Origin of the sequence: Methylonatrum kenyense, assembly GCF_023195885.1 — a bacterium.
Taxonomy (GTDB): domain Bacteria; phylum Pseudomonadota; class Gammaproteobacteria; order Nitrococcales; family Aquisalimonadaceae; genus Methylonatrum; species Methylonatrum kenyense.
Map to the genome: position 1 here is coordinate 153,406 of NZ_JALPKO010000005.1, position 25,956 is coordinate 179,361.

The following is a 25,956-nucleotide window of genomic DNA, read 5'->3' on the forward strand; positions in this document are numbered from 1 at the left end:
GGCAAACGCCGGCTTGCGCTGGCCTGCTATCGCAGGTCCTCGATCCGCGGTCGCTCCCGCACCCGAAGCTCCCAGTCTGCCCGCTCGCCGTCGCTGAGGCCCCTGAACTGAATTGTCTGCCCCGGGGCCTGCTCGGTCACCAGCCGCAGCAGATCCTGCGCGTTGTCGATTTCCTCGCCCTCGATGGCCAGAATCAGGTCACCCGGCCGCAGGCCCGCACGGTCGGCCGGTCCGCCGCGCATGATGCCGGCCACCAGCACCCCGCGAGGACGATCCAGCTGGAAGGATTCGGCGAGTTGTCGGGTCAGGTTCTGGACTTCGACGCCGGCCCAGCCACGCACCACGCGTCCGGTTTCGATAATGCTCTCCATCACGCCCTGGGCCAGCTCCGCGGGGATCGCGAAACCAATGCCGTGGGAGCCGCCGGAGCCGGAGAATATCGCGGTGTTCAGGCCGACCATGTCACCGCGGGCATTGATCAGCGCGCCGCCGGAATTACCCGGGTTAATCGCCGCGTCGGTCTGTATGAAGTTTTCGAAGGTGGACAGGCCCAACTGGCTGCGGCCCGTCGCGCTGACGATGCCCTGGGTCACGGTCTGGCCGACCCCGAACGGGTTGCCGATGGCCAGCACCACATCGCCGACGCGGGCTTCCTCGGAGCGGCCCAGTGTGATCACCGGCAGGTCCTGCATCCGGATGCGCAACACCGCGAGGTCGGTTTCCGGATCCGTACCCACGACCTCGGCATCCGTGGAACGGCCATCGGCCAGTGCTACCTGGATTTCATCCGCGCCGTCGATGACATGGTTGTTGGTCAGGATGAAGCCACCGTCACTGACGATCACCCCCGAACCCAGGTTGGTCTCGGTCGGCTCGGGGCGCCGCCGCTCACCCTCATCGTCCTCGCCGAAGAAATGGCGGAACATCGGGTCGTCGTAAAGCGGATGATCCTGGCGGCTGATGCGCTTGCTGGTGAAGATGTTCACCACGGCCGGCGCTGCCAGGTCCACGGCGTCGGCATAGGACACCGGCCCGGCTTGCGGCCTTCCGACGGCGTCCGCCAGCCGTTCGCTGGGCGCTTCCTGGACTTCGACAACGCGGGACGGAAAGCCGGTACCCTGCCAATCCGGGAACAGCCAGAGAATGATGGCAGCCACGACGGCACCGAGTAGAATGTAACTCAGCAGGAAGCGTGCGAGGCGACGGGCTTGCATGGTCGACAGTCCTGGGTTCCGAGGTTTCCACGCGGCTTGCAGAAATCATGCGTGGGCGATGCGCCCGCGCTGGACGAGAGGCCCGGCCGGCTTGAACGGCCCGAGGCCGCGGCGGCCCGAAGCATGACCGACGTGGCCTGCGGTCTGGGCTTGACGTGCCGTCTACCGGTCTCGACCGGTAGGCCGAAACCTTAGCATGAAGCGCGTCGCCAGGCCCCATTTCCGTCGTTGGCCTTGACCGGAAACGGCGGATGTTGGATCCTTACGCGCCGTGTCCGCGAGGGACACGGGTTGGCGCGTGTCCGCTTTACCCGGCCTTCCTTCCGAACCCGGGCCGTTCTTCGGCATCAGGCCGAAATCGCTTATATCCAAGCAGGAGTCCCAGATGAATCAGGATGGCGCAGACAAGAGCAGACGCCGCTTCCTGACCGCAGCAACAGGTGTGGTCGGTGGTGTAGGTGCAGCCTTCTTGGCGGTCCCGTTTCTTTCGTACTGGAATCCGAGTGCCCGCGCCCAGGCCGCCGGCGCACCGGTGGAAGTCGATATTTCGCAGTTGGAACCGGGCCAGTTGATCAACGTCAAGTGGCGGGGTAATCCGGTGTGGGTGTTCAAGCGCACCGACGAGAACGTGAGCGATCTGGAAAAGCTTGATGGCCTGTTGCGCGATCCGGATTCGGATCAGCCACAGCAGCCGGAGTACGCGCAGAACAAGCACCGCTCGATCAAGCCGGAGATCATGGTCATGGTGGGCCTGTGTACCCACCTGGGCTGTTCGCCGCTGTTCCGGCCCGATGAGCGGCCGGCCGGCATCGAGCGGGAATGGCTCGGTGGCTTCTTCTGCCCCTGCCATGGTTCCTACTTCGACCTGGCCGGCCGGGTGTACTCGGGGGTGCCGGCACCGCTGAACCTGGAAGTGCCGCCGTATCATTTCATTGATGACAACACGGTGCTCATCGGCGAAGACGAGGGAGATGTCTAAATGAGCGAGACCAGAGGCAGCAGCGGTGGCCTGATGGGCTGGGTGGACGAGCGCTTCCCGGCGACCAAGATGTGGAATGAGCACGTCGGTCAGTACTACGCACCGAAAAACTTCAATTTCTGGTACTACTTCGGTTCCCTGGCGCTGGTGGTCCTTGTGATCCAGATCCTCTCCGGCATCTGGCTGACCATGAACTACCAGCCCTCCGCCGACCGCGCCTTCGAGTCGGTGGAGTACATCATGCGGGACGTGGACTGGGGCTGGTTGATCCGCTACATCCACACCACTGGTGCCTCGGCGTTCTTCGTCGTGGTCTATCTGCACATGGCGCGGGCGCTGCTGTACGGCTCCTACCAGAAGCCGCGGGAACTGCTCTGGGTGTTCGGCGTTTTGATCTATGTCTCGCTGATGGCCGAGGCATTCTTCGGCTACATGCTGCCCTGGGGGCAGATGTCCTTCTGGGGCGCCCAGGTCATTATCTCCCTGTTTGGTGCGATCCCGGTCATCGGTGACCAGCTGGCGCTTTGGATACGCGGTGACTACGTGATCTCGGAGATCACGCTCAACCGCTTCTTTGCGCTGCATGTGATCGGCCTGCCGCTGGTCATCATCGGCCTGGTTGTGGCGCACATCCTGGCGCTGCACGAAGTCGGGTCGAACAACCCGGACGGGATCGAGATCAAGAAGAACAAGGATGCCAATGGCAACCCGAAGGACGGCATTCCGTTCCATCCGTACTATACGGTGAAGGATACCTTCGGCCTGATCGTGTTCCTGATTTTCTTCTCGATCGTGGTGTTTTACGTGCCGGAATTCTTCGGCCTGTTCATCGAGGCGCCGAACTTCGAGCCTGCGAATCCGCAGGTCACGCCGGACCATATCGCACCGGTCTGGTACTTCACGCCGCATTACGCGATGTTGCGGGCGATTCCGGACAGCTTTGGCGGGGTCGTGGTCATGGGTGCCGCAGTGGCGATCCTGTTCTTCCTGCCCTGGCTTGACCGGGGCCGGGTGCGCTCGATCCGCTATCGTGGCCTGGGCTTCAAGGTTGCCGTGATACTGTTCTTCATCAGCTTCGTCGTGCTGGGTTATCTCGGCCTGCAGCCGGCGACCGGCCTGTATACGATACTGGCGCGAATCTTTACTGCCATCTATTTCGGCTTCTTCGTGTTCCTCTGGGTTTACACCTATTTCGGGCTCGAGAAGACCAAGCCGGTACCGGAAAGGGTGACAATGCCATGAAGAAATACCTGATGATCCTGACGCTTGTCCTGGTGCCGGCATTCGCCGTCGGCGCGGCACCGGTGAATGGCAAGCTGAGTGCGGACGTGGACCCCCATGACAAGGAGTCCCTGCAGCGTGGTGCGCAGGCCTTTGCCAACTATTGCATGGCCTGCCACCAGGCCGAGTTGATGCGGTACAACCGCGTCGCCCGCGACCTGGGGTTCAGCGATGAGGATGTCGAGGAGTTCCTGATCTTCACGCCGGGAACCCTGGCGGTCGATGTCATGCGCAACGCCATGCGCCAGGAGGACTCCCAAGACTGGTTCGGTGCCCCGGCGCCGGACTTGACCATGACCGCACGTCGGCATGGTCCGGACTGGGTGTACACTTTCCTCAACAGCTTTTACAAGGACGAGAATCAGCCGTTCGGGGTCAACAATCTGGTGATCTCCGGCGTGTCCATGCCGCACGTGTTGCAGGAGCTGCAGGGCTTGCCAGAGCCGGTTTACGAGGACGTGGATGGCCAGGAGCGGCTCGTCGGCCTGGAACTCAACCAGGCGGGGATGATGAGTCCCGCCGAGTACCGCCGCTTCACCCGTGACCTGACCAATTTCATGGATTACATCGCCGAACCGGTAAAGGCGGAGCGGCAGCGCCTCGGGGTATACGTGATCGGCTTTCTGCTGATCCTGCTGGTGCTGACGTATCTGCTGAAAAAGGAATTCTGGAGAGATGTTCACTGAGCCTTGAACGCTCGGAACGGCGGCCGGGTCCGGCATCGTCCGGGCCCGGCCGTCCGTCTTTCCTGCCTATGAACGCATTGCCTGAACCCACAAGCGGCGCGCCGCGCCGGGACTGGTTCCCGTCGGCGCCCGCGACGCCCTCAGCGTCGACCCACTCTCCGACCCGACTAGGGAGCGCCTGATGGCTGCTGTGAATAAACGTTCCATCATGACCCTGTTTTCCGGTGCGAGCTGTCCGTACAGCCACCGTGTCCGGTTCGTCCTTGCCGAGAAGGGCATCACCGTCGAGATCCATTCGGTGGATATGGACGCGATGCCGGAGGATCTGATTGACCTGAATCCCTATGGCGGGGTGCCGACACTCGTCGACCGTGACCTGTCCTTGTACGATACGCGGACCATCGTCGAATACCTGGACGAGCGCTTCCCGCACCCGCCGTTGATGCCCATCGACCCGGTTTCCCGGGCCAAGGCGCGGCTGGCCCTGCACCGGATCGAAAACGACTGGTACTCGGTGCTGCACGCGCTGGACAACACCTCTGGTGCCGGCCTGACCAAACACCGCAAGGTGCTTCGTGAAAGCCTGATCGCCAGCGATGAACTGTTTGCACAGGCGGAATTCTTCCTCAATGAGGAGCTGTCGGTAATGGACTGCGCGCTGGCTCCCCTGCTTTGGCGGCTGCCCCGTTACGGCATCGATCTGGGTGACAAGGCGCCGGCCCTGACCGCCTACGCGGAACGACTGTTCGCCCGGCCATCGTTTCAGGAGAGCCTGAGCGATGTCGAGCGGACCATGCGGGTCTAGTCATGTCTGTCAGTCAGGGCATGACATCGAGCCGGCCGTACCTGATTCGGGCGCTGTATGACTGGATCGTGGATAACGGCCTGACCCCGTACCTGCTGGTCGATGCCGAGCACGCCGAGTTGCAGGCACCGTTGGAGTACGTGGAGAACGGCCGGCTGGTACTCAACATCTCGCCGCGTGCCGTACGCGATCTCGATCTGGGCATGGAGGCGGTTTTCTTCAACGGGCGTTTTGGCGGTGAGCCGCGGGACGTCTGGGTGCCGACACCTGCCGTGTCGGCCATCTACGCGCGGGAAAACGGGCAGGGCATGCTGTTCAGCGATTCCGACGACGCCCCTCCGCCTCCAGGCGGCGGCCCCTCCGATGGCGAGGGCAAGGGTGACAATGACAGCCGTCCGCACCTGCGGGTCGTGAAATAGCGGCGAAGCTGGAGACGCGGGAATAGATCAGTGTTTCCCTAGTCCCGGTAGTCGAACAGCCGGACCACCTCGCGGACGCCGGAAATGCGCCTCACCGATTCGGTGATCGCATCGGCCTCCTCCCGCGTTACCGAACCCAGCAGATACAGGCGGCGCCGCTCCGCGCGCACGACCACGCGGCGATGGTCGAACCCCTCGGGTTCGCGCAACATGCGGATCCGGGTCCTGGCGCTGCTCTGCATGACATTGTCGCGACTGCGGGCCATGACCGAACTCAGGTCGGCGACCACCAGTTCGTTGTGCACCCGCTGAACGCCGTCCTGCGACTCCGCGAAGCGGGCCAGCCCACGTCCCGGTTCCCGCGAGCGAACCTCGCCGGTGAGCAGCACCACACCATTGAACACCGTGACGTTGATGTGGGAGCGGTCCTGCAGTTCCCGGTCGTTCAGGATATGGCCGATGATGCGGCCCCGCAGCCGTTGGTCATCAATGCTGTCGGCAAAGTTGCGGCTGCCATCGGCGGTTTCACGGTCATCACGGACCTCGTCCACCCGGGACGGTGCGCAGCCGGCGGCAAGGGCCAGCGCGACGAACAGCAGCAGGGCCTGCGCCGGCAGCAGCGTCCGCACTGTCTATTCCCCGCCAAACAAGGTGTGGTCGATCATGTCGCACAGGCAATGAATCACCAGCAGGTGCACTTCCTGGATCCTGGCCGTGACGCCTGACGGCACCCGGATCTCGACGTCCTGTTCCTGATACAGGGCCGCCATCGCGCCCCCCTGGCGGCCAGTCAGGCCGATGACCTGCATGCCGCGATCATGGGCCGCCTTGACCGCGGCGACAACGTTACCCGAATTGCCGCTGGTGCTGATCGCCAGCAACACGTCCCCGGCCTGACCCAGTGCGCGGATCTGCTTTGAGAACACATCGGCGTAACTGTAATCGTTGGCAATCGAGGTCAGCGTGGAGCTGTCCGTGGTCAGGGCGATGGCCGGCAGACCGGGGCGTTCCATTTCGAAACGATTGAGCAGTTCGGAAGAAAAATGCTGGGCGTCACCGGCGGAGCCGCCATTGCCACAGCTGAGGATCTTGTTTTCGCGGCTCAGGGCCTGAACCAGCAGGCTGCCGCCCTGAACGATGGACGGCGCCAGTTGATCCATTGCCAGCTGTTTGGTGTGAATGCTGTCGTGAAAGTGGTGAATCACACGATCGTGGGAATCCATGGGCCGGCCTGTTCCTTTCTGGCTTCTGCAGTCCGCCGCAACTGTAAGAGACCATGCGGTGGTTTGCACGCGCATTCTCGGAGCGGCTGGGTTTGCATGCAGACGCGGCAATGGATCGGGGTGTCGTCACGCGCCGAACGCGTTCCTGATCCAGTCCGGTTCGGCGGTGCGTCCCAGGCTGATGACATCGAAACGACAGGGCCGATCCGGATTGCCGTGCCGCTGCAACCAGAGCTGGGCCGCGCGAATCACCCGTGCCTGCTTGCGGCTGTCGATGGAGGCGGCGCCATCGGCCCAGGCGCCGGCGCCACGATACCGGACCTCGACAAAGACCAGGGTCTCGCCATCCTGCATGACCAGATCAAGCTCGCCGCAACGTGCTTGCCAGTTTTCGTCGAGCAGCCGCATGCCAGCCTTTTCCAGGAAGCGGCGCGCCGTTCGTTCGGCACTTCGACCCCGCCGCCGCTTGCTCTGTCCATCACTCATTCCGAGGCGCCGTTATCGCTCCCGAGGCGACGGACACCGCGATCCGTGAATTGTGCCGGAACCAGGCCGCGCACAATCTCGCCATCGTCACTCACGCGGAGCAGCCCGGTTGCTCCCTCCAGTTCCTGCATTGCGCCATCGGCCGCCTGGCGGAGGCGCGGAATCAGGCGGTAGGTGTCCAGGCCCATGCCGACCAAGCGCGCCTGCTCACGCAGTTGATCGTCCCAGTGGCGGGCGAGCTCAGTGCGTCTCGGACTCGGACCGGTGTCCCCAACCATCCATGGCGCATCCATGAACACCAGGCCCTTGATGTCATCGTCGCGGCGATCGCGGTTGCCGGTGTAGACATGCGAGGTGGCAATGACCGGCAGATTCTCGCCGTGGTGGAAGCGAATCTGCGGCATGATCAGGCGCGCATTGTCGGGGAAGGCGCCAAGGAACAGCAGGTCCGCATCCTTGCGCATTTCGGCGCGATCACTGCCGCGACTGCCGGTTACACCGAGCAAGCGCCGCAGCGTATTGGCGTGGTCACGTTCGCCGCTGGTGTATGTTTCGCGCGCCACGACCCGTCCACCCCCCTGTTCGAAGGCTTCGGTGAAGGCGGCGTTGACTCGCCGTCCCCAGTCGTCCATCGGCACGAACACCAGTGCCTCACGGAAGCCACGCTCGGCAGCGAAGCGGCCGGCGGCTGCCGCGTCATGTTCCGGCATCAGGCCGAAGCGGAACAGGTTGCGTGGTACCTCGGTGCCCCGCGGCACGCCGTTCAGGGCCAGCAGCGGCACCGGCAGATCGCCGCCGAGGACCACGGTTTCAACGTCGTCCCGGGTCAATGGCCCGATCACCAGTTCGGCGCCGTCGGAAACCGCCCGCTCGTAGGCGTCACGGGGCTTCACCCCGTGCTCGCCGACGTCGACGAAACGCAGTTGCGGGCGCTCGGTACCATTGCCGGTATCACTGAAATGCGCGGCAAGCATGCCGTCGCGAACGGCGCGGCCGGCATCCGCCAGACTGCCACTCAGTGGCAGCAGTACCGCCACCCGTCCGGCTGCCACCCGGGTGCGATCGATATCGTCCCGCACCTCCGCCAGGATCTGTTCGCCGGCCGGATGCCCCTCATAGCGCTCGGCCCATTGTTCCAGCTGTTGCCGTAGCCGTTCCCGGTCGAAACGGTGGCTGCGGGCGAAGAAGGCCAATTCGACCCATCCGCCGAACACATCCGGTGGCGGCGGCATGATCTCCTGCAGTTCGTTCATGGGTACCTGCATCAGATCCTGCCAGAGTGCCTCGCGATTGCGTTCGCGATCGGCGGCGATGCGCAATTCCTCCTCCAGCTCGCTACGCACTTCGGCGCTTTCCAGGTGGCGGCCAAGCGCCGCCAGGGCCTCGGCCTGAACCTGCATCAACTGGCGCCGGGCACCCGGCTCGCCGGGAAGCCGCGGTTCGACCCGTTCCAGGGCAGCTTCCGGTTCCTCGTCCAGTAACGCCATACGCCCACGCAGCGCCGCATCGAGGTCGTCCACCAACTCGTCCGGATCATCCAGCCGCGCCGACTCCAGGCGCTCCGCAGCCTCGTCCCGCTGGTCCTGCAACAGCAGCACCTCGGCGGCCCGCAGATTCAGCAGGGCGCGGGACCGTTCGTCTTCGGTGTCCGCCAGCGCTTCATCGTAGAGCGCCAGGGCCTGATCCAGATCGCCGCGGGCGCGGGCATCGGCGGCCAGCTCGGCCACCTCCGGCTCCGGATCGGGCGGCGGTGTGGTCTCGCAGGCAGCGAGGGCCAGGATGCAAGCGGCGAGCGCCAGCAGGCGGATTACGGTGACAGTGCTTGTGGCTTGCATGGCAGGCAGGAATCCCTGATGTTGAGCGGCGGCGCGCGCGGGCGCGCAGTCTGGTTTCTGAAGTGTATCAACCCGCCAACGGGGATCAATTCACCGTCTGCAGGGGCGGGAGGAGAAGCCGTGGCCGACCCTGGAACGCTGTATGTTGTTGCAACGCCGATCGGCAATCTGGGCGATATCAGTGCCCGGGCGCTGGACGTCCTGCAGCAGGTTACCCTGGTTGCCGCCGAGGACACGCGCCATACCAAGCGGTTGCTTGCGCATTTCGGGGTCAGCGCCACGTTGCTCAGTCTGCACGAACACAACGAGCAGGCCCGCGTGGGCGGATTGGTGGAACGGCTACAGGACGGCGCCTCCATCGCCCTGGTCAGCGATGCCGGCACACCGCTTGTCAGTGATCCAGGGTACCGCCTGGTCAGCGCAGCCCATGCCGCCGGCCTGCCGGTGCGGACCGTGCCGGGGCCGAGCAGCATCATTGCCGCGCTATCCGTTGCCGGCCAGGCTTGTGACCGTTTCTGCTTCGAGGGCTTCCCGCCCTCGCGCACGGCCGCCCGTCGGCGCTGGCTCGAGGCCCTGGCCGCGGAGCCCCGCACCCTGGTTCTGCTGGAATCCAGCCATCGGATCATGGATTGCGTCGCGGACCTGGCGGATTTATTCGGTGCTGAACGCAGCGCCACGCTGACCCGCGAGCTGAGCAAGACCTTCGAGACGGTGCGGCGCGGCACCTTGGGCGAGCTGCTGGACTGGCTGTCGGCTGATCCGCAGCAACGCAAGGGGGAGTTCGTCCTGGTTGTCGCTGGTGCGCCAGGACCGGCGGAAAGCAGCGGGCTTGCCGTGCAGTGCGATGACCTGCTGCAAGCCCTGCTTGCCGAGTTGCCGGCAAGCAGGGCCGCCGCGCTGGCGGCCCGATTGACGGGGGAACCCAAGCGAACGCTGTATGCGCGGGCGGTGGAACTTGCCAAGGGCGGTTAGCTCGCCCCGGCTCTGCTATGATCCGCCCCGGAGTTGGCCGGACAGTCGCTGCCAGCAGGTCTGGTGGAGGAAAGTCCGGGCTCCGCAGGGCAGGGTGCCAGGTAACGCCTGGGGGGCGCGAGCCTACGGAAAGTGCCACAGAAAACATACCGCCTAAGCGCTTCGGCGCCGGCAAGGGTGAAAAGGTGCGGTAAGAGCGCACCGCGCGGGTGGTAACACGCCGCGGCACGGTAAACCCCACCCGGAGCAAGACCAAATAGGGGAGCATTGGTGTGGCCCGCACTGCTCCCGGGTAGGTCGCTAGAGGTGCGTGGTGACACGCACCCCAGATGAATGACTGTCCCCGACAGAACCCGGCTTACAGGCCGACTCCACCTTTCAACAGCCGCCCCGCCAGTCCGGTTCTTGGCCGGGCAGGCGGTCGTCGTCCGTTACCCGGGACCAGGATCAGGTCCCCCGGCATTCTGTGCCAGCTGGCATGGCGGTGATCTTCCGGAAGTTGCTGGGCTTCACGGCCGCGGTCCCGGCGAAGCAATACCACTCGCTGTCGGGTAGGGGCAGTGGAAGTTTTTTTCTTGGTCCTGTTGGACCAACCGTACGTCAGGCCAAGAAAAAAGCTTGCACTGGCCCGAGCGCCCTCAGAATGGTGACCCGGGCCAATACGGAAATGTTTACGGCATTTTCATTGGTTCGAGAGCCATCCGGTGGGCATCACCCCAAGACGACGCCTCCAGACCCTGTCTCGTTCTCCTCGCGTTTTCCCATCGATTCCAGCCGATCCGAGGAATATCCGCCAAAAGACTGATTTCCAGTAATAAAAGAAAGCCCCGCAGAAGTCGTCAGACGGCGACTTGTTGATGTTTCGTAAGTGCCTGTTGTGACAGGAAGAATTCGCCCCGAATTGCTTGACACCTCGGTTGCCCGGTACCTATAGTGTCCGGAAGTGGGAAAAAGTGGCGCGAAAGGGCGTAATCGGGGGAGTCAGGGGCAACATGTTCCGCGGGGTGGCACACCTTAATCTGGACGCCAAGGGGCGTATGAGCTTTCCGAGCCGGTATCGGGAAAAGCTCGTGACCCTGTGTGCCGGTGAGGTCGTGGTCACTGTCGACCCTGATCGTTGTCTGCTGATCTATCCGCTGCCCGAATGGGAACTTATCGAGCGCAAGCTCATTGCCCTGCCCAGCCTGAAGCCCCAGACCCGTCGCCTGCAGCGCCTGCTCATGGGGCATGCCACCGAGGCGCAGCTGGACGGTAGCGGCCGGATTCTATTGCCGCCGCCGCTGCGCGAGTTCGCGGCGCTGGAGAAGAAAACGGTGCTGATCGGCCAGGGCAACAAGTTTGAGCTCTGGGACGAGACGGTCTGGAGCGAGCGGTGCGATCAGTGGCTGGAAGAAGCAGCCCAGGACTTCGAGCTTTCCGAGGAGCTGGAGTCGCTGTCGTTGTGACGACAGGTGAGGCGAGCGGACATGAGTCCGTCTTTCTGAAAGAGGCAGTCGAGGGGCTGGCCGTGCGAGCAGATGGCTTCTACATCGACGGCACATACGGGCGCGGCGGGCACGCCGCCGCCATCCTCCGACGCCTCGGAAGCAGTGGGCGGCTCTGGCTGATCGATCGGGATCCTGAAGCGATTGCCCATGCCCGGGTCCACTTCGGTGATGATCCGCGCTGCCGGATTGTCGATGCTTCGTTCCGCGCGCTGGATGACGTGTTGGCCGAGGCGGGCGCCGAGGGCCGGCTTGACGGCTTGTTGCTGGACCTGGGCGTGTCCTCGCCGCAGCTCGATGAGCCGCGTCGCGGCTTCAGCTTCATGCGCGACGGGCCGCTTGATATGCGCATGGATACCACTCACGGACCCACCGCACGCGAATGGCTGCAGCAGGTGGACGAGCAGGAGTTGGTGCGGGTGCTGCGGGTCTACGGCGAGGAGCGATTCGCGCGCCGCATCGCGACGGCGATCCGGATCGCCCGCGATGAGGACGCCTTGCCGAGTACGACCCTGGGATTGGCCGAGCTGGTGTCGGCGGCAATTCCGCGCCGGGATCGGCACAAGCATCCCGCGACCCGGACGTTCCAGGCCGTTCGAATTGCCGTCAACGGCGAGCTCGATGCCCTGGAAGTCGTTCTGCAGCAGGCTCCGAACTGGCTGCGTGTCGGTGGTCGTCTTGTCGTGATCAGTTTTCATTCGCTGGAAGACCGGATGGTGAAGCGGGCAATGCGTGGCGCACGGGCCGCTACCGATCTGCCGCCGGGGATTCCGGTGGCGCAGCCACCAACCGGGCCGTCGCTTCGTGCGGTGGGCAAGCCGTTATTCGGTGATCGGCATGACATTGAAAACCCGCGCGCACGCAGCGCCGTGCTGCGGGTTGCGGAGCGAGCCGCGTGAGCCGGCTTGCGGAACTCGTGCTGCTTCTGGTGCTGGTGGCCGCAGTGACCCTGAGTGCCCTGGGTGTGGTCTACAGCAAACACGCCAGTCGGGATCTGTTTTCCGCCGTGGAGGAGCAGAACCGCCTGCGCGATGACCTGAATGCGGAATGGGGGCAGTTGCAGCTTGAGCAGGGCGCCTGGGCCACCCACGGCCGGATTGAACGACTGGCCAGGGAGCGATTGGACATGCGGCTTCCCGCATCCGGGGATGTGGTGATTCTGGAGCGGCGGCGTGGTGAATAGTGCAAGCGGTCTCGGTGCAGCGGCGCGAGGGTCGGAGGACTGATGGGCGAATCCCGGACAACAGCGCAGGACCTGGTGACGTGGCGCTACGCGCTGCTGTTGCTGGTGCTGGCGTTGCTGTGCCTGGTGTTGCTGGCGCGTGCCGTGGACCTGCAGATCCTGCACAAGGACTTCCTGCAGTTGCAGGGCGACGCGCGGCATTTGCGGACCATGGCGATTCCGACCCACCGGGGCATGATCAAGGATCGCACCGGTCAGCCGCTGGCGATCAGCTCCCCGGTCGAGTCGTTGTGGGCGCACCCGGCGAACCTGCTGGATTCCGGCGCCGACCTTGGAGAATTGGCCGACCTGTTGGGTGTCGATCGCGAAGCCCTGATGCAGCGGCTCGACGACCGTCGGGACCGGGAATTCATGTATCTCCGGCGCCAGGCCTCGCCGGCGGTCGCCGAACAGGCGATGGCCCTGGGCCTGCCCGGGGTTGCGGTGCAGCGGGAATACCGGCGTTTCTACCCCTCGGGCGAAATCGTCGGTCATCTGCTCGGCTTCACCGATATCGATGACCGCGGTCTGGAAGGCATGGAGTACGCCTATGAAAGCTGGTTGCGCGGCACGCCGGGCAGCAAGCGGGTGCTGCGGGATCGCCTGGGGCGTACGATTGCGGACGTGGAACAGTTGCGCGAGCCGCGGCCGGGCCGTGATCTGCAACTGAGCATCGACCGGCGCCTGCAGTTCCTCGCCTACCGCGAGCTGAAGAGTGCGGTGCAGAACAACAGCGCCCGTGGCGGCTCACTGGTGCTGCTGGACACGCGGTCCGGCGAGGTGCTGGCGATGGTCAATCAGCCGGCCTTCAATCCGAACAATCGGCGTCAGCTGAGTGGCAATGCGCACCGCAATCGTGCCGTGGTCGACGCCTGGGAGCCAGGCTCCACGATCAAGCCGTTTACCGTGGCGGCCGCGCTCGAGGCCGGCATTGCCGACGCCGACACGATCCTCAATACCCACCCGGGCAGCATGCGCGTCGGCCGGCATACCATCACCGATGTCCGCGATTTCGGCAAGATCGATCTGACCACGCTGATCAGCAAGTCCAGCAATATTGGCGCCGCCAAGCTGGCGCTTGAACTGCCGGACGAGACCCTGTGGAACCTGCTGGCAGGTCTCGGTTTCGGCCGCACCACCGGCAGCGGCTATCCAGGCGAGTCGGCGGGCGCGCTGGCCGCGCAGGCGCCGCGGTCCAGTGTCGAGCGTGCCACGCTGAGCTTCGGCTACGGCCTGTCGGCAACCCCGCTGCAACTGGCCCAGGCCTACGCCGCGATTGCCAGCGGTGGCGAGCTGAAGCCGGTTTCCTTTGTCAGCGTTGACGAACCGGTGAAAGGCACGCGCGTGATGCGGCGTGAAACCGCCGATGCCCTGATGGCAATGATGGAGGCGGCCGTCGAGCCGGGTGGCACCGCCACCCGCGCCGCGGTGGACGGTTATCGTCTGGCCGGCAAGACCGGCACGGTGCGGAAGTCCATGGCTGGTGGCTATTCCAGTGACCATTACGTGGCCTGGTTCGCCGGTGTCGGGCCGGTGAGTGACCCGCGGCTGGCCATGGTGATCATGCTCGACGAGCCGGGCGGGCAGGCCTACTACGGCGGCCAGATTGCTGCGCCGGTGTTCGGGCAGGTCATGGCCGGCGCCATGCGGTTGATGAACATTCCGCCGGACGCACGCCCCGATGAGCCCCCTCCGTCGCTGACCGCCATGCGCGGGGAGGAGCCATGATGCCCGCGCAGTGCCTGGGTGAGCATCTCCATCTTGCCGACCTGGTCCCCGGTGCGGAACTGGCTGCCGGCGGCAACCCGCGGATTGCCGGGATCAGCGTTGACAGTCGGCGGATAGCCCCCGGTGACCTGTTCGCCGCCTGTTCCGGTGCGAGTACCCATGGCCTTGCCCATGCGCGGGAGGCGATAGACCGGGGTGCGGTGGCCATCGTCTGGGAACCGGCGGCGGGCATTACGCCGGAGCCCGCGCTGGGCGTACCAACGGTCGCCGTGCCGGGGCTGGGTCGGGAGCTTGGCCAGTTGGCGGCGATGATCTACGGCCAGCCATCGGCGGATCTTTGCCTGTTCGCCGTGACCGGTACCGACGGCAAGACCTCGGTCAGTCAGTTCCTGGCCCAGGCCCTGGCCGCGGCGAGTGACCGTTGTGGCCTGATCGGCACCCTGGGTTACGGCCTGTATCCCGGCCTCGATCCGGCGAGCCATACCACGCCTGATGCGGCCAGGTTGCAGCAGCTGCTGGCGGAGTTTCGCGATGCCGGCGCCCGCCATGCGGTGATGGAGGCATCCTCGCATGCGCTGGATCAGGGCCGGCTGAATGCCGCTCGCGTGGCGATCGCTGTGCTGACCAACCTCGGTCGCGACCATCTTGACTACCACGGCACCGAGCAGTCCTATGCCGAGGCCAAACGTCTGCTCTTCAGACAACCGGGTTTGCAGAGCGCCGTGGTCAACCTGGATGACAGCTTCGGTTGCTCGGTGCGGCGTTCGCTGGCCCCGGGTATTCGCCGTATCGGCTACTCGATGCAGGCCGACAGTGATGCCCACGTGGTCGCCACATCCCTGAAGATGCATGCCACGGGCTTCCGTCTGGAGGCGATCACCCCGGTCGGGCTGGTCGCGGCCGATCTGCCGTTGCTGGGTCGGTTCAACGCCCAGAATGTCCTTGCCGTGATCGGCGCACTGGTGGCGCTGGGCTGGTCTGCGACGGAAATCCAGCGGTCGGTGGCCGCCCTCAGCGCGGTGCCCGGGCGGATGCAGCGCTTCAGTGTTGCCGGCAAGCCACTGGTCGTCGTGGATTACGCGCATACCCCGGGGGCCTTGCGCGCCGCATTGCATGGCCTGCGGCGGCATGTCGATGGCCGCCTGGTTTGTGTGTTCGGCTGCGGCGGCGATCGGGATCGCGGCAAGCGGCCGTTGATGGCTGCCGCCGCCGAGCGGCTTGCCAACCGGGTCGTGTTGACCGACGACAATCCCCGTGGTGAGCCGCCGGCCCGAATCGTTGCCGACATTCAGCAGGGCTTTCGCCGTGGTTCGGCGCAGGTGGTGCATGATCGCGAGGCGGCCATAGCGGAAGCCATCCACATGGCCGGGCCCTCCGGCGTGGTGCTGGTTGCCGGCAAGGGGCACGAGCAGGTGCAGATCGGTGCCGACGGCGCGCGACCGTTCAGCGATGCGGAAACCGTGCAGCGGCTGCTGGGAGGGGCGGGGTCATGATGCGCCTCCGGCTGCAGGATATCGCCAGCGCCATGCAGGGTGCCAGGTTGCATGCCGACACCGCCTTTACCGGGCTGAGTACCGACACCCGGCAGCTCGGCGAGGATTGTCTTTTCGTCGCCTTGCGGGGGCCGAATTTCGACGGTCACGACTACCTGCAGCAGGCCCGCGCCGGCGGCGCGGCGGCGTTGCTCTGCGAATACGGCCGTTTGCCGGATGCGCCGGGTATCGAAGTCCCGGACAGCCGCCGTGCACTGGGCGAGCTTGCACGCCACTGGCGCCGCCGGATGCCGGCGCGTCTGGTGGCCATTACCGGCAGCAATGGCAAGACCACGAGCAAGCAGATGCTGGCGGCGATCCTGTCACAGGTGGGGCCGACGCTGGCAACGCGCGGCAATCTGAATAACGAGATCGGGGTACCGCTGACCCTCGCCGAGCTGACACCGGAGCATGCCTTCGGCGTGATCGAAATGGGTGCCAGTGCCGCGGGCGAGATTGCCTGGCTGGTATCGCTGGCCGAGCCCGAGGTGGGCGTGGTGCTGAACGCCGGTCCGGCACACCTGGAAGGCTTTGGCTCCCTGCAGGGCGTGGCCGAGGCCAAGGGCGAAATGTTCTCCGGTCTGCCGGCCGATGGCATCGCGGTAATCAATGCGGATGATTCCTTCGCCACGCTGTGGCACGACATGGCCGGCGTGCGGCGTCGCGTGACCGTGTCGCTCGCCGGCGAGGCGGACTTGCGTGGCGAAACACTGGCCGGCGGCGGCCTGCGGCTGCATTGGCAGGGCGAGCGGGTCGACCTCCATCTGCCGGTGCCCGGCACGCATAACCAACGCAATGCGCTGTCGGCCGCTGCAGCGGCGCTGGCGCTGGAGGTGCCGCTGGCCACGGTCGCGACCGGGCTGGAAGCATTCGAGCCGGAGGCCGGCCGCCTGCAATTGCTGTCCGGTCCCAATGGCAGTTGCCTGATTGACGACAGCTACAACGCCAACCCGTCTTCGCTTCGCGCGGGGATAGACGTACTTCTGCAGCAGGGTCTCGAGCCCTGGCTGGTGTTGGGCGACATGGCAGAGCTGGGTCCGGAGTCATCCGCCCTGCATGCCGCCGCGGGGCACACCGCCAGGGAAGCCGGGGTGACACGGTTGTATGCCGTGGGGCCCCTCAGCGTTGCGGCCGTCGACGCCTTCGGCGCCGGCGGCCGCCATTTTAAGGACAAGACCGGCTTGCAGGCGACATTGCAGCAGGAATTGCACGGCGGCGTCGCCGTGTTGATCAAGGGTTCACGCAGTGCCGGCATGGATCAGCTGGTCCGCGCACTCGGCGCGCCGCAGCGCGGTGCGGAGGAGGCGGGCTGATGCTGGTGCATGTCGCAGAATGGCTCGAGGCCTATCACAGCGGCTTCCGTGTGTTTCAGTACCTGACGCTGCGCGCAATTCTCGGCGTGCTGACCGCGCTGATTTTCTCGTTCATTGTCGGCCCGTTCCTGATTCGCCGCTTGAGCCAGTATCAGATCGGTCAGCAGGTGCGTGACGACGGCCCCAGCAGTCATCTGGTCAAGGCCGGCACGCCTACCATGGGCGGTGCCCTGATCCTGGTCGCCATCGCGATGTCGACCCTGCTCTGGTCCGACCTGACCAATCGTTACGTATGGATCGTGCTGTTGACGACCCTGGCCTTCGGCGTGATCGGCGGCGTCGATGATTACCTGAAATTGCGCTTTGGCAATTCCCAGGGCCTGCGTGCGCGGAGCAAGTACTTCTGGCAATCGGTGGCGGCGTTGCTGGCGGCCGTGATCCTGTTCGTTACCGCGCAGGAAGCGGTGGAAACCACGCTGATCATGCCGTTCCTGAAGGATGTCAGCTGGCAGTTGGGTCTGCTGTTCATTCCGCTCACCTATTTCGTGATCGTCGGTTCCAGCAATGCCGTCAATCTGACCGACGGACTCGATGGTCTGGCGATCAACCCCACGGTGCTGGTTGGCGGCGCCCTGGGAGTGTTTGCCTACGCCTCCGGCAATTTCTATTTCGCCACCTACCTGGGGATTCCGTTCGTCCCCGGGGTCGGTGAGGTGGTGGTGTTCTGTGGTGCCCTGGTCGGTGCGGGCCTCGGGTTCCTGTGGTTCAACGCCTACCCGGCCCAGGTCTTCATGGGTGATGTCGGTGCCCTGGCGCTGGGCGCGGCGCTGGGCGTGCTGGCCGTGGTGACGCGGCAGGAACTGGTGCTGTTCATCATGGCCGGTGTGTTCGTTATGGAGACCGTATCGGTGATCCTGCAGGTGGCCTCGTACAAACTCACCGGCCGACGCATTTTCCGCATGGCACCGCTGCACCATCACTTTGAACTCAAGGGGTGGCCGGAACCGCGGGTGATTGTCCGTTTCTGGATCATCACCGTGATTCTGGTCCTGATCGGCCTTGCTTCGTTGAAGATCCGCTGATGATGACGCAGACACAGAACAGCATGCGCAGCACGGTCGTGGTGGGCCTTGGTGCCACGGGCCTGTCCTGCCTGCGTTTCCTGCGCCGTCGCGGCGAGGTGCTGTGGGCCACGGACAGTCGCGCCGAGCCGCCAGGACGGCGTGAGGCGGCGGACCTGGTCGACCGTCCGCTGGCACTGGGTGGTCTCGACGCGGCGCTGATCCTCGACGCCGATCGGGTCATCGTCAGCCCGGGCGTTGCCGCCGATCTGCCGGTGCTGCAGCAGGCCCGCACCGCCGGCCGCGAAGTGTTCGGCGATATTGAACTGTTTGCGCGGCACGCCAACGCACCGGTGGTGGCGATCACCGGTTCGAATGGCAAGAGCACGGTCACCAGCATGCTTGCCGCAATGGCGGAGCAGGCCGGGTTCGACGCCGCGGTGGGCGGCAACCTGGGTACGCCGGCGCTGGAGCTGATCCGCGAGTCTGCCCCGGACGCCTATTTCCTGGAACTGTCGAGTTTCCAGCTCGAAACCACCGACAGCCTGCGGCCGGTCGCCGCCGTGGTGCTGAACGTCAGTGCCGATCACATGGACCGGCACCAGAGTGTCGAGCGGTATGCGGCGATCAAGTCGCGCATCTACAACGGTGACGGCGTCATGCTGGTCAACGCGGATGATCCGCGGGTCCTGGCCATGGCCCGCGATGGCCGCCATGTCATCCGCTTCTCGACCCTCGCGCCCGCCAATGACGAGGACTACGGCCTGCTGGAGCGGGGTGGCGAGGTCTGGTTGATGCGTGGCGGCGAGCAGCTGATGCCTGCATCGGCGCTGCTGGTACGCGGCCGCCACAATCTGGCCAATGCGCTGGCTGCGCTCGCCCTGGCGCGGGTGCTGGATCTGCCGCTGGCCGCCTGTCGCCGCGCATTGCAGGCCTTTCCCGGCCTGCCCCATCGCGGACAGTGGCTGGCGCGGAAAGGCGGTGTTGACTGGTTCAACGATTCCAAGGCCACCAATGTCGGTGCCGCTGCGGCGGCCATTGCCGGGATGCCGGGACCGCTGGTGCTGCTGCTCGGCGGTGACGGCAAGGGCGCGGATTTCACCCCGCTGGCTGATTGCATGGACCAGCGGATCCGCGCCGTGGTCTTGCTCGGGCAGGATGCGCCGCAGATCGCGGCAGTCCTGTCCGGGCGGGTCGACCTGCACCAGGCGGCGGATCTGCAGCACGCGGTCCGGCTGGCCGCGGAGCTGGCGCAGGCCGGTGACAGCGTGCTGTTCAGCCCGGCCTGTGCCAGTTTCGACATGTTCGAGAATTACCAGGCCCGCGGTGACGCTTTCGCCGAGGCGGTCGGGAGGTTGCCGGCATGACCGCGCGCACCCTTCCCGCCATGATCCCGGAGCGGCCCGAGGTCCACAGCCTGCTGGCCGGGCTGGACTGGCGCCTGCTCGGTGCGATCCTGGCCGTGTCGCTGCTGGGCCTGGTCATGGTCGGTTCCGCCTCGATCTCGCTGGCGGATCGCAATCTGGGTTCACCGTTCCATTACCTGCAGCGCCAGGCGCTGTTCTTCCTGCTGGCCTTTGCCCTGGGCGGACTGACGCTTTGCCTGAAGCTGGAGGTCTGGCGCGTGCTCAGCGGCGTCGGCATGCTGGTTTCGCTGTTCCTGCTGGTGCTGGTACTGATGCCGGGTGTCGGCCGCGAGGTCAACGGCAGCATACGCTGGATTCCGATGGGTCCGTTCAATCTGCAGGTGGCGGAGATCGCCAAGCTGGGCGTCATTGTCTACCTTGCCGCCTGGCTCAGCCGGCATGGGGATCGCGTCCGGAAAACCACCGCCGGCTTCATGCTGCCGATCGCCGTGTTCTGCCTGATCGGCTTCCTGTTGTTGCTGCAGCCCGATTTCGGTGCCGCCGCGGTGATCATGGCGATCGGGCTGGGGGTGCTGTTCCTGGCCGGCGTTCCGCTCTGGCGCTTCGGTCTCCTGCTTGCCCTTGCCGTGGCCGCGGGTGCTGCGCTGATCGTCACCTCGCCCTACCGCTGGGAACGCCTGACCGCATTCCTCAATCCCTGGGCGGATCCGTTCAACAGCGGCTTTCAGTTGACCCAGTCGCTGATCGCTATCGGCCGCGGAGAATGGTTCGGCGTAGGCCTCGGTGCCAGCGTGCAAAAGCTGTTCTATCTGCCGGAAGCCCATACCGACTTCGTTTTCGCCGTGCTGGCCGAGGAATTCGGCCTTTTCGGCGTGGTCGTGGTTGTCGCCCTGCTGGCCTACATCGGCTGGCGCATCCTGGGCATCGGTGCCGCCTGCCTGCGTCACGGCAAGACGTTCCCGGGCTATGTCTGCATGGGGGTCGGACTGTGGTTCAGCATGCAATGCCTGATCAACATCGGCGTCAACATGGGACTGCTGCCGACCAAGGGGCTGACCCTGCCACTGATGAGTTACGGCGGTAGCAGCCTGTTGATGGCGGTGGTTGCGCTGGCCCTGGTTTTGCGGGCGGATTACGAGCTGCGGGCCGTGGGTGCGCGGCCCCGTCGCGACCGGAACGCGGGAGGTGCCACATGAGCCAGGCACCGGTGGTGATCATGGCGGCGGGGACCGGCGGACACGTCTTTCCCGGCCTGGCCGTGGCCCGCGAACTGCTGGATCGGGGTGTGCCGGTGATCTGGCTGGGCACCGAGGCGGGACTCGAGGCGCGCCTGGTGCCGGCGGCCTCGCTGCCGCTGGAGACCCTGCAGGTTCGGGGCCTGCGCCGCAACGGCCTCAAGGGCTGGCTGCAGGCGCCGGTCACCGTGATTGCCGCCGTCTGGCGTGCGGCCGGAATCCTGCGGCGGCATCGGCCCCGTTCCGTACTGGGGCTCGGCGGCTATGTGACCGGACCGGGCGGTGTGGCTGCCTGGCTGTTGCGACGCCCCCTGGTCATCCACGAACAGAATGCGAGGCCGGGACTCAGCAATCGTCTGCTCGCGCGAATCGCCCGCCGCCGCCTGTCCGGATTTTCCATGCGTTTCCCGGGCCGCGGTCAGCTGGAGGTGGTGGGCAATCCGGTGCGCCGGGATTTCGCGGCGCTGGCCGAGCCGGCGGTCCGCTATGCCGATCGCAGCGGTCCGCTGCGCCTGTTGGTGGTGGGCGGCAGCCTGGGTGCCCAGGTGCTGAATGAAACGGTTCCCCGGGCGCTGGCGGAGTTGCCGTCGTCAGCCCGGCCGCAGGTCCGGCATCAGAGCGGCGAGCGCACCGCCGAACTGGCCCGTCAGGCCTACGCCGAGGCCGGGGTCAGCGTGCAATTGGAAACCTTCATCGAGGATATGGCCGCTGCCTATGCATGGGCGGATCTGGTGATCTGCCGGGCCGGGGCGCTGACCGTGAGTGAGCTGGCCGCGGCCGGGGTCGCATCCTGGCTGGTGCCATTGCCGCACGCCGTGGATGACCATCAGACCGCCAACGCCCGTGTCCTCGCCGACGCGGGCGCTGCGGTGCTGATCCCCCAGTCCGACTTGAGTGCCGGCTCATTGGCCGCCGCGCTCCGCAACGCGAACCGGGATCAGCTCCGGGGCATGGCCGAACGGGCCCGGGCGCAGGCGGCACCCAGGGCCACCGAGCGGGTAGCGGATATCTGCCTGGAGGTGGCGGCATGACGGCACGCCGGCAACAGGCATGGGTTCACGCGGCACCGGGCGCGAGCATGGGCCGGGTCCGGCACCTGCACCTGATCGGAATCGGCGGCGCCGGTATGAGCGGCATCGCCGAGGTGCTAGCCAATCTCGGCTACACCGTCTCGGGCAGCGATCTGCGTGAATCACCGGTGACCCGGCGCTTGCAGGGCCTGGGTGTCGAGGTGTTCATCGGCCATGCCGCGGAGCACCTGCGAGATGTCGATGCGGTGGTGATTTCCAGTGCGGTGTCCGGCGATAACCCGGAACTGCGTGCGGCGCGCGCAGCACGGGTGCCGGTGGTGCCTCGGGCAGAGATGCTGGCCGAACTGATGCGTTTCCGCTACGGCGTGGCGGTGGCCGGTACCCATGGCAAGACCACGACCACGAGCCTGATTGCCAGTGTCCTTGCCGAGGGTGGACTGGATCCAACCTTCGTCATCGGCGGCCGGCTGAACAGCGCCGGCGCCAATGCGCGCCTGGGCGAGGGGCGATTCCTGGTTGCCGAGGCGGATGAGAGCGATGCCTCGTTCCTGTATCTGCAGCCGATGATTGCCGCGGTCACCAATATCGATGCTGATCACCTGGAAGCCTACGGCGGCAAGTTCCATAACCTGCGCGGTGCCTTCCTGGAGTTCCTCCACCATCTGCCGTTCTACGGCCTCGCGGTGCTGTGCCTGGATGACCCGGTGGTCCGCGAGCTGATTCCGGATGTCACCCGCCCGGTTCGGACCTATGGTGTTGACGAGTCTGCCGATGTGCGCGCCACCGGAATCCGGCAGCAGGGCAGTCGCACCGCTTTCGAAGTCTGCGTCGATGGCACGCATCCCGTGCCGGTCGAGCTGAATCTGCCGGGCCGTCACAATGTGCTGAACGCGCTGGCCGCAATCACCGTCGCCAGCGAACTGGGTGTGTCACCGGAGGCAACGGTCCGTGCCCTGCACAATTTCGCCGGCATCGGCCGTCGTTTCCAGAGCTACGGGGAGCTGACCTTCCCGGCGGGGCAGGCGTTGGTGGTGGATGACTATGGCCACCACCCGAGCGAGATAGCGGCCACCATGCAGGCGGTGCGTGACGGCTGGCCGGAGCGGCGGCTGCTACTTGCCTTCCAGCCCCATCGGTTTACCCGCACGCGGGACCTGTTCGAGGATTTCGCGCGCGTGCTGTCCGACTGCGACGCCCTGGTCATGACCGACGTCTACGCCGCCGGCGAGGAGCCGATTGCCGGAGCCGACGGCCGCGCACTGGCGGCGGCCATCCGTGCGCGCGGCAAGGTGAACCCGGTGTTCGTCAGTGATATCGACGAGTTGCTGGACAGTCTGCCGGCGATGGTCCGGGACGGCGATATCGTGTTGACCCTCGGCGCCGGCAGCATCGGCACCGTCGGCGGCCGCTTGCGGGAGCTGACCACGGAGGCGGACGCATGAACGTGGCGGCACTCGATCAGCGGTTGCGGGGCGAACTGCACCTGGACGAACCGATGTCCCGGCACACGACCTGGCGGGTCGGCGGTCCGGCCGACCGTTTCTACCGGCCGGCGGATCGCGATGACCTGGCGCAGTTCCTGCGCCAGCTGCCGGCCGACGAGCCCCTGTACTGGTGCGGTCTGGGCAGCAACCTGCTGGTGCGCGACGGCGGGCTGCGCGGCAGCGTCATTTTCCTGCATCCCGGCATTGCCGAGATCGTCCTGACCGATGACGGCGGGCTCTGGGCCGACGCCGGCGCAGCCTGCGCGAAGGTGGCGCGCTTTGCCGCACGCAACGATCTGGCTGGCGCCGAGTTCCTGGCCGGTATCCCCGGAACCATGGGCGGCGCGCTGGCAATGAACGCGGGCGCCTTCGGCGGTGAGACATGGGGTTGCGTCGCTGCGGTCGAAACTGTTGATCGGCAGGGTGTGCTGCGGCAGCGGACGCCCGACGACTTTGCAGTTGGCTATCGCAGCGTGGAAGGCGCCGCCGGCGAATGGTTTACCGCCTGTCTGCTGCGGCTCGAGGCGGGTGACGGTGAGATGGGGTTGCGCCGCATTCGCCAGTTGCTGGCGCAGCGTGCGGAAACGCAGCCCATCGGCAAGCCGAGTTGTGGCTCGGTATTTCGTAATCCGCCGGCGGATCATGCCGCCCGCCTGATCGAGGCCGCTGGACTGAAGGGCCGGGTGATCGGCGGTGCACAGGTTTCCGACAAGCACGCGAATTTCATTCTCAACCGGGGAAATGCCACGGCCGCGGACATCGAGGCCCTGGCGACCGAGGTCGCCGAGCGCGTGGAGCAGCGTTTCGGCGTCCGACTACAGCGGGAATTCCGCATTATCGGCGAGGACAAGTCATGAGCAGTGCGGCGCCAACCGTGGCGGAACTGGGCAAGGTGGCGGTGCTGATGGGCGGCTGGGCGGCCGAGCGGGACGTGTCGCTGAAGAGCGGGGCCGCGGTGCTGGCGGCACTGCAACGGCGAGGCGTTGCCGTCGAGGCGGTCGACGTGGGGCGCGACATCCTCGATCGCCTGCGCGAGGGCGGTTTTGACCGGGCCTTCATTGCCCTGCATGGACGGGGTGGCGAGGACGGGGTGATCCAGGGCGCCCTGGATTTGCTGCAACTGCCCTATACCGGATCAGGTGTGCTCGGTTCGGCGATCGGCATGGACAAGGTGCGGACCAAGCAGATCTGGCAGGCCATGGGCATTCCAACGCCTGGTCACGCGGTAATCCGGCGGGGGCCGCTGGATCTGGCCGATCTCGCCGCCCATGTCGGTCTGCCAATGGCGATCAAGCCCGCCCGCGAGGGTTCCACCATCGGCATCAGCCGGGTCGACCGGCAAGAAGAAGTGGCCGAGGCCTGCGCCGCGGGTTTCCGCCATGACGATGTGCTGCTGGCGGAACGCTGGATTCAGGGCGAGGAATACACGGTGGCGGTGCTTAACGGGCGCGTGCTGCCGATGATCCGCATCGAGCCGGCCGCCGATTTCTACGATTACGCCGCCAAGTACCACTCCAACGAGACGCAGTACCACTGCCCTTGCGGTCTGGCCCCCGAACGGGAGCAGGCGCTGGGCGAACTGGCGTTGCAGGCCTTCGAGGCGGTGGGTGCCACTGGCTGGGGCCGGGTTGACCTGATGATCGATGCCGATGGCGAGGCCTGGTTGCTGGAGGTGAACACCATCCCCGGGATGACCGACCACTCGCTGGTGCCGATGGCGGCAGCCGCCGCCGGCATCGATTTCGACGAACTGGTCTGGCAGATCCTGCTGGGCAGCCTGGAGGGGGCGCGATGAGACGCATGCAGCGAAGCGGTGCCGTGGCCCGGCGGCCGCAGCAGCCAAGCGCGTCCAGCCAGCGCCATCGGCGGATGTGCCTGCGGCGTTTCGGTCGCCGCGGTGGCGTGCTGGTGCTGGTGCTGGTTCTGGCCGGCGGTGGTGCCTACGCCGTGCAGGAACTGACCGCGCCGGATCAGTTCCCGCTGCAGGCAGTGCAGTTCGACAGCGAGCTGCAGCGGGTGCGGGAGCAGGATCTGCGAGCGGCACTTGATCCCCTGCTTGACGGCGGTTTTCTGGCCCTGGACGTGAGCGCGATCCGGCGGGCGCTGGAGGACATCGCCTGGGTCAGGTCGGCTTCGGTGCGGCGCCAGTGGCCGGGCACGCTGCGCGTGACCATCGTCGAGCAGGAGGCGGTGGCGGTCTGGAACGAGGACGCCCTGCTCAGCAGTGAGGGCGAGGTGTTCGCGCCTGATCCGGCCACCTGGCCGTCCGGCTTGCCGCAAATGGCCGGGCCGGATCAACGGCCGGAGAAGGTCAGCGTGCGCTTCGCCAGTCTGCAGTCCCTGCTGGATGACGCCGGGCTGGAGTTGCAGGGCATTGCAGTCGACGCGCGGGCGTCCTGGTCGGCCACGGTCAACGAGGGCGCGCAGTTGCTGCTGGGCCGCGAGGAAGTGGAGTCACGGGCGGCGCGCTTCGCCGCCGTGTATCCGGAGTTGGCGGAGACGCAGGACGGAGCGCTGGAGCGTGCCGACCTGCGTTACCCGAACGGTTTTGCCATTCGCTGGACCGAGGCATCCGGCGCAGAGCAGTAGGCAAGAGGAA

At 65.9% G+C, this 25,956-nt stretch carries 25 protein-coding genes and 1 other RNA gene; 21 read left to right on the top strand and 5 right to left on the bottom strand.

Annotation, left to right across the window (positions count from 1 at the left end; all coding sequences use genetic code 11):
- Positions 1-26 precede the first annotated feature (26 nt).
- Positions 27-1,214, bottom strand: a complete 1,188-nt coding sequence (locus M0534_RS08020) for a trypsin-like peptidase domain-containing protein (RefSeq protein ID WP_248567905.1) — start codon at positions 1,212-1,214, stop codon at positions 27-29.
- Between the two features lie 385 nt (positions 1,215-1,599).
- On the opposite strand from M0534_RS08020, the gene petA reads away from it, so the two are divergent.
- The 5 genes from petA to M0534_RS08045 all read left to right on the top strand — a co-directional run bounded on the left by petA (position 1,600) and on the right by M0534_RS08045 (position 5,384).
- Positions 1,600-2,193, top strand: a complete 594-nt coding sequence (gene petA / locus M0534_RS08025) for a ubiquinol-cytochrome c reductase iron-sulfur subunit (RefSeq protein ID WP_248567906.1) — start codon at positions 1,600-1,602, stop codon at positions 2,191-2,193.
- On the top strand, positions 2,194-3,435 hold the full coding sequence (locus tag M0534_RS08030; protein WP_248567907.1) for a cytochrome b: 1,242 nt from the start codon (positions 2,194-2,196) through the stop codon (positions 3,433-3,435). It begins immediately after the preceding gene.
- Positions 3,432-4,160, top strand: a complete 729-nt coding sequence (locus tag M0534_RS08035; RefSeq protein WP_248567908.1) for a cytochrome c1 — start codon at positions 3,432-3,434, stop codon at positions 4,158-4,160. Before M0534_RS08030 ends, M0534_RS08035 begins: the two co-directional genes overlap by 4 nt.
- 181 nt (positions 4,161-4,341) lie before the next feature.
- A complete protein-coding gene (locus tag M0534_RS08040; protein WP_248567909.1) occupies positions 4,342-4,965 on the top strand; it encodes a glutathione S-transferase N-terminal domain-containing protein in 624 nt (207 codons plus the stop codon).
- 20 nt (positions 4,966-4,985) lie between these two features.
- Positions 4,986-5,384, top strand: coding sequence for a ClpXP protease specificity-enhancing factor (locus M0534_RS08045; RefSeq protein ID WP_248567967.1), 399 nt, complete (start codon positions 4,986-4,988; stop codon positions 5,382-5,384).
- A 38-nt stretch (positions 5,385-5,422) separates the two neighbouring features.
- Here M0534_RS08045 and M0534_RS08050 read toward each other — a convergent pair whose 3' ends face one another.
- The 4 genes from M0534_RS08050 to M0534_RS08065 all read right to left on the bottom strand — a co-directional run bounded on the left by M0534_RS08050 (position 5,423) and on the right by M0534_RS08065 (position 8,928).
- Entirely contained in the window at positions 5,423-6,013 is a 591-nt protein-coding gene (locus tag M0534_RS08050; protein ID WP_248567910.1) for a BON domain-containing protein, read from the bottom strand.
- A 3-nt stretch (positions 6,014-6,016) separates the two neighbouring features.
- Positions 6,017-6,607 carry a phosphoheptose isomerase gene (locus M0534_RS08055; RefSeq protein WP_248567911.1) on the bottom strand — a complete coding sequence of 197 codons (591 nt, stop codon included), beginning with the start codon at positions 6,605-6,607 and terminating at the stop codon, positions 6,017-6,019.
- Positions 6,608-6,733: 126 nt separating this feature from the next.
- The gene (locus tag M0534_RS08060) at positions 6,734-7,093 is read right to left on the bottom strand and encodes a YraN family protein (protein WP_248567912.1); all 360 of its coding nucleotides are present in this window, start codon (positions 7,091-7,093) and stop codon (positions 6,734-6,736) included.
- Positions 7,090-8,928, bottom strand: a complete 1,839-nt coding sequence (locus M0534_RS08065) for a penicillin-binding protein activator (protein WP_248567913.1) — start codon at positions 8,926-8,928, stop codon at positions 7,090-7,092. Before M0534_RS08065 ends, M0534_RS08060 begins: the two co-directional genes overlap by 4 nt.
- Positions 8,929-9,048: 120 nt before the next feature.
- Between M0534_RS08065 and rsmI the strand changes: the two genes are divergently transcribed.
- From rsmI to M0534_RS08145, 16 genes are all read left to right on the top strand, one after another.
- Positions 9,049-9,900, top strand: a complete 852-nt coding sequence (rsmI, locus tag M0534_RS08070; protein ID WP_248567914.1) for a 16S rRNA (cytidine(1402)-2'-O)-methyltransferase — start codon at positions 9,049-9,051, stop codon at positions 9,898-9,900.
- Positions 9,901-9,929: 29 nt separating this feature from the next.
- An RNA gene (rnpB, locus tag M0534_RS08075) (RNase P RNA component class A) lies at positions 9,930-10,277 on the top strand.
- A 615-nt stretch (positions 10,278-10,892) separates the two neighbouring features.
- On the top strand, positions 10,893-11,345 hold the full coding sequence (mraZ, locus tag M0534_RS08080; RefSeq protein ID WP_248567915.1) for a division/cell wall cluster transcriptional repressor MraZ: 453 nt from the start codon (positions 10,893-10,895) through the stop codon (positions 11,343-11,345).
- The gene (rsmH, locus tag M0534_RS08085; RefSeq protein WP_248567916.1) at positions 11,342-12,283 is read left to right on the top strand and encodes a 16S rRNA (cytosine(1402)-N(4))-methyltransferase RsmH; all 942 of its coding nucleotides are present in this window, start codon (positions 11,342-11,344) and stop codon (positions 12,281-12,283) included. Before mraZ ends, rsmH begins: the two co-directional genes overlap by 4 nt.
- Positions 12,280-12,567 (top strand): cell division protein FtsL, encoded by a 288-nt coding sequence (gene ftsL, locus M0534_RS08090; RefSeq protein ID WP_248567917.1) that lies wholly within the window; start codon positions 12,280-12,282, stop codon positions 12,565-12,567. Before rsmH ends, ftsL begins: the two co-directional genes overlap by 4 nt.
- Positions 12,568-12,609: 42 nt before the next feature.
- Positions 12,610-14,334 carry a peptidoglycan D,D-transpeptidase FtsI family protein gene (locus M0534_RS08095; RefSeq protein ID WP_248567918.1) on the top strand — a complete coding sequence of 575 codons (1,725 nt, stop codon included), beginning with the start codon at positions 12,610-12,612 and terminating at the stop codon, positions 14,332-14,334.
- Entirely contained in the window at positions 14,331-15,827 is a 1,497-nt protein-coding gene (locus tag M0534_RS08100; RefSeq protein ID WP_248567919.1) for a UDP-N-acetylmuramoyl-L-alanyl-D-glutamate--2,6-diaminopimelate ligase, read from the top strand. Before M0534_RS08095 ends, M0534_RS08100 begins: the two co-directional genes overlap by 4 nt.
- Complete coding sequence (locus M0534_RS08105) at positions 15,824-17,179, top strand: UDP-N-acetylmuramoyl-tripeptide--D-alanyl-D-alanine ligase (RefSeq protein WP_248567920.1); 1,356 nt, start codon at positions 15,824-15,826, stop codon at positions 17,177-17,179. Before M0534_RS08100 ends, M0534_RS08105 begins: the two co-directional genes overlap by 4 nt.
- Positions 17,179-18,261 carry a phospho-N-acetylmuramoyl-pentapeptide-transferase gene (gene mraY, locus M0534_RS08110; RefSeq protein ID WP_248567921.1) on the top strand — a complete coding sequence of 361 codons (1,083 nt, stop codon included), beginning with the start codon at positions 17,179-17,181 and terminating at the stop codon, positions 18,259-18,261. Before M0534_RS08105 ends, mraY begins: the two co-directional genes overlap by 1 nt.
- On the top strand, positions 18,261-19,607 hold the full coding sequence (murD, locus tag M0534_RS08115) for a UDP-N-acetylmuramoyl-L-alanine--D-glutamate ligase (RefSeq protein ID WP_345894710.1): 1,347 nt from the start codon (positions 18,261-18,263) through the stop codon (positions 19,605-19,607). The genes mraY and murD overlap by 1 nt, the downstream gene beginning before the upstream one ends.
- Positions 19,604-20,803, top strand: coding sequence for a putative lipid II flippase FtsW (gene ftsW / locus M0534_RS08120; protein WP_345894711.1), 1,200 nt, complete (start codon positions 19,604-19,606; stop codon positions 20,801-20,803). The genes murD and ftsW overlap by 4 nt, the downstream gene beginning before the upstream one ends.
- Entirely contained in the window at positions 20,800-21,873 is a 1,074-nt protein-coding gene (gene murG, locus M0534_RS08125; protein WP_248567922.1) for an undecaprenyldiphospho-muramoylpentapeptide beta-N-acetylglucosaminyltransferase, read from the top strand. The genes ftsW and murG overlap by 4 nt, the downstream gene beginning before the upstream one ends.
- Positions 21,870-23,315 carry a UDP-N-acetylmuramate--L-alanine ligase gene (murC, locus tag M0534_RS08130; RefSeq protein ID WP_248567923.1) on the top strand — a complete coding sequence of 482 codons (1,446 nt, stop codon included), beginning with the start codon at positions 21,870-21,872 and terminating at the stop codon, positions 23,313-23,315. The genes murG and murC overlap by 4 nt, the downstream gene beginning before the upstream one ends.
- Positions 23,312-24,214 (top strand): UDP-N-acetylmuramate dehydrogenase, encoded by a 903-nt coding sequence (murB, locus tag M0534_RS08135; RefSeq protein ID WP_248567924.1) that lies wholly within the window; start codon positions 23,312-23,314, stop codon positions 24,212-24,214. The genes murC and murB overlap by 4 nt, the downstream gene beginning before the upstream one ends.
- Positions 24,211-25,152 (top strand): D-alanine--D-alanine ligase, encoded by a 942-nt coding sequence (locus M0534_RS08140; protein WP_248567925.1) that lies wholly within the window; start codon positions 24,211-24,213, stop codon positions 25,150-25,152. Before murB ends, M0534_RS08140 begins: the two co-directional genes overlap by 4 nt.
- Positions 25,149-25,946, top strand: a complete 798-nt coding sequence (locus tag M0534_RS08145; RefSeq protein ID WP_248567926.1) for a cell division protein FtsQ/DivIB — start codon at positions 25,149-25,151, stop codon at positions 25,944-25,946. Before M0534_RS08140 ends, M0534_RS08145 begins: the two co-directional genes overlap by 4 nt.
- Positions 25,947-25,956 lie beyond the last annotated feature (10 nt).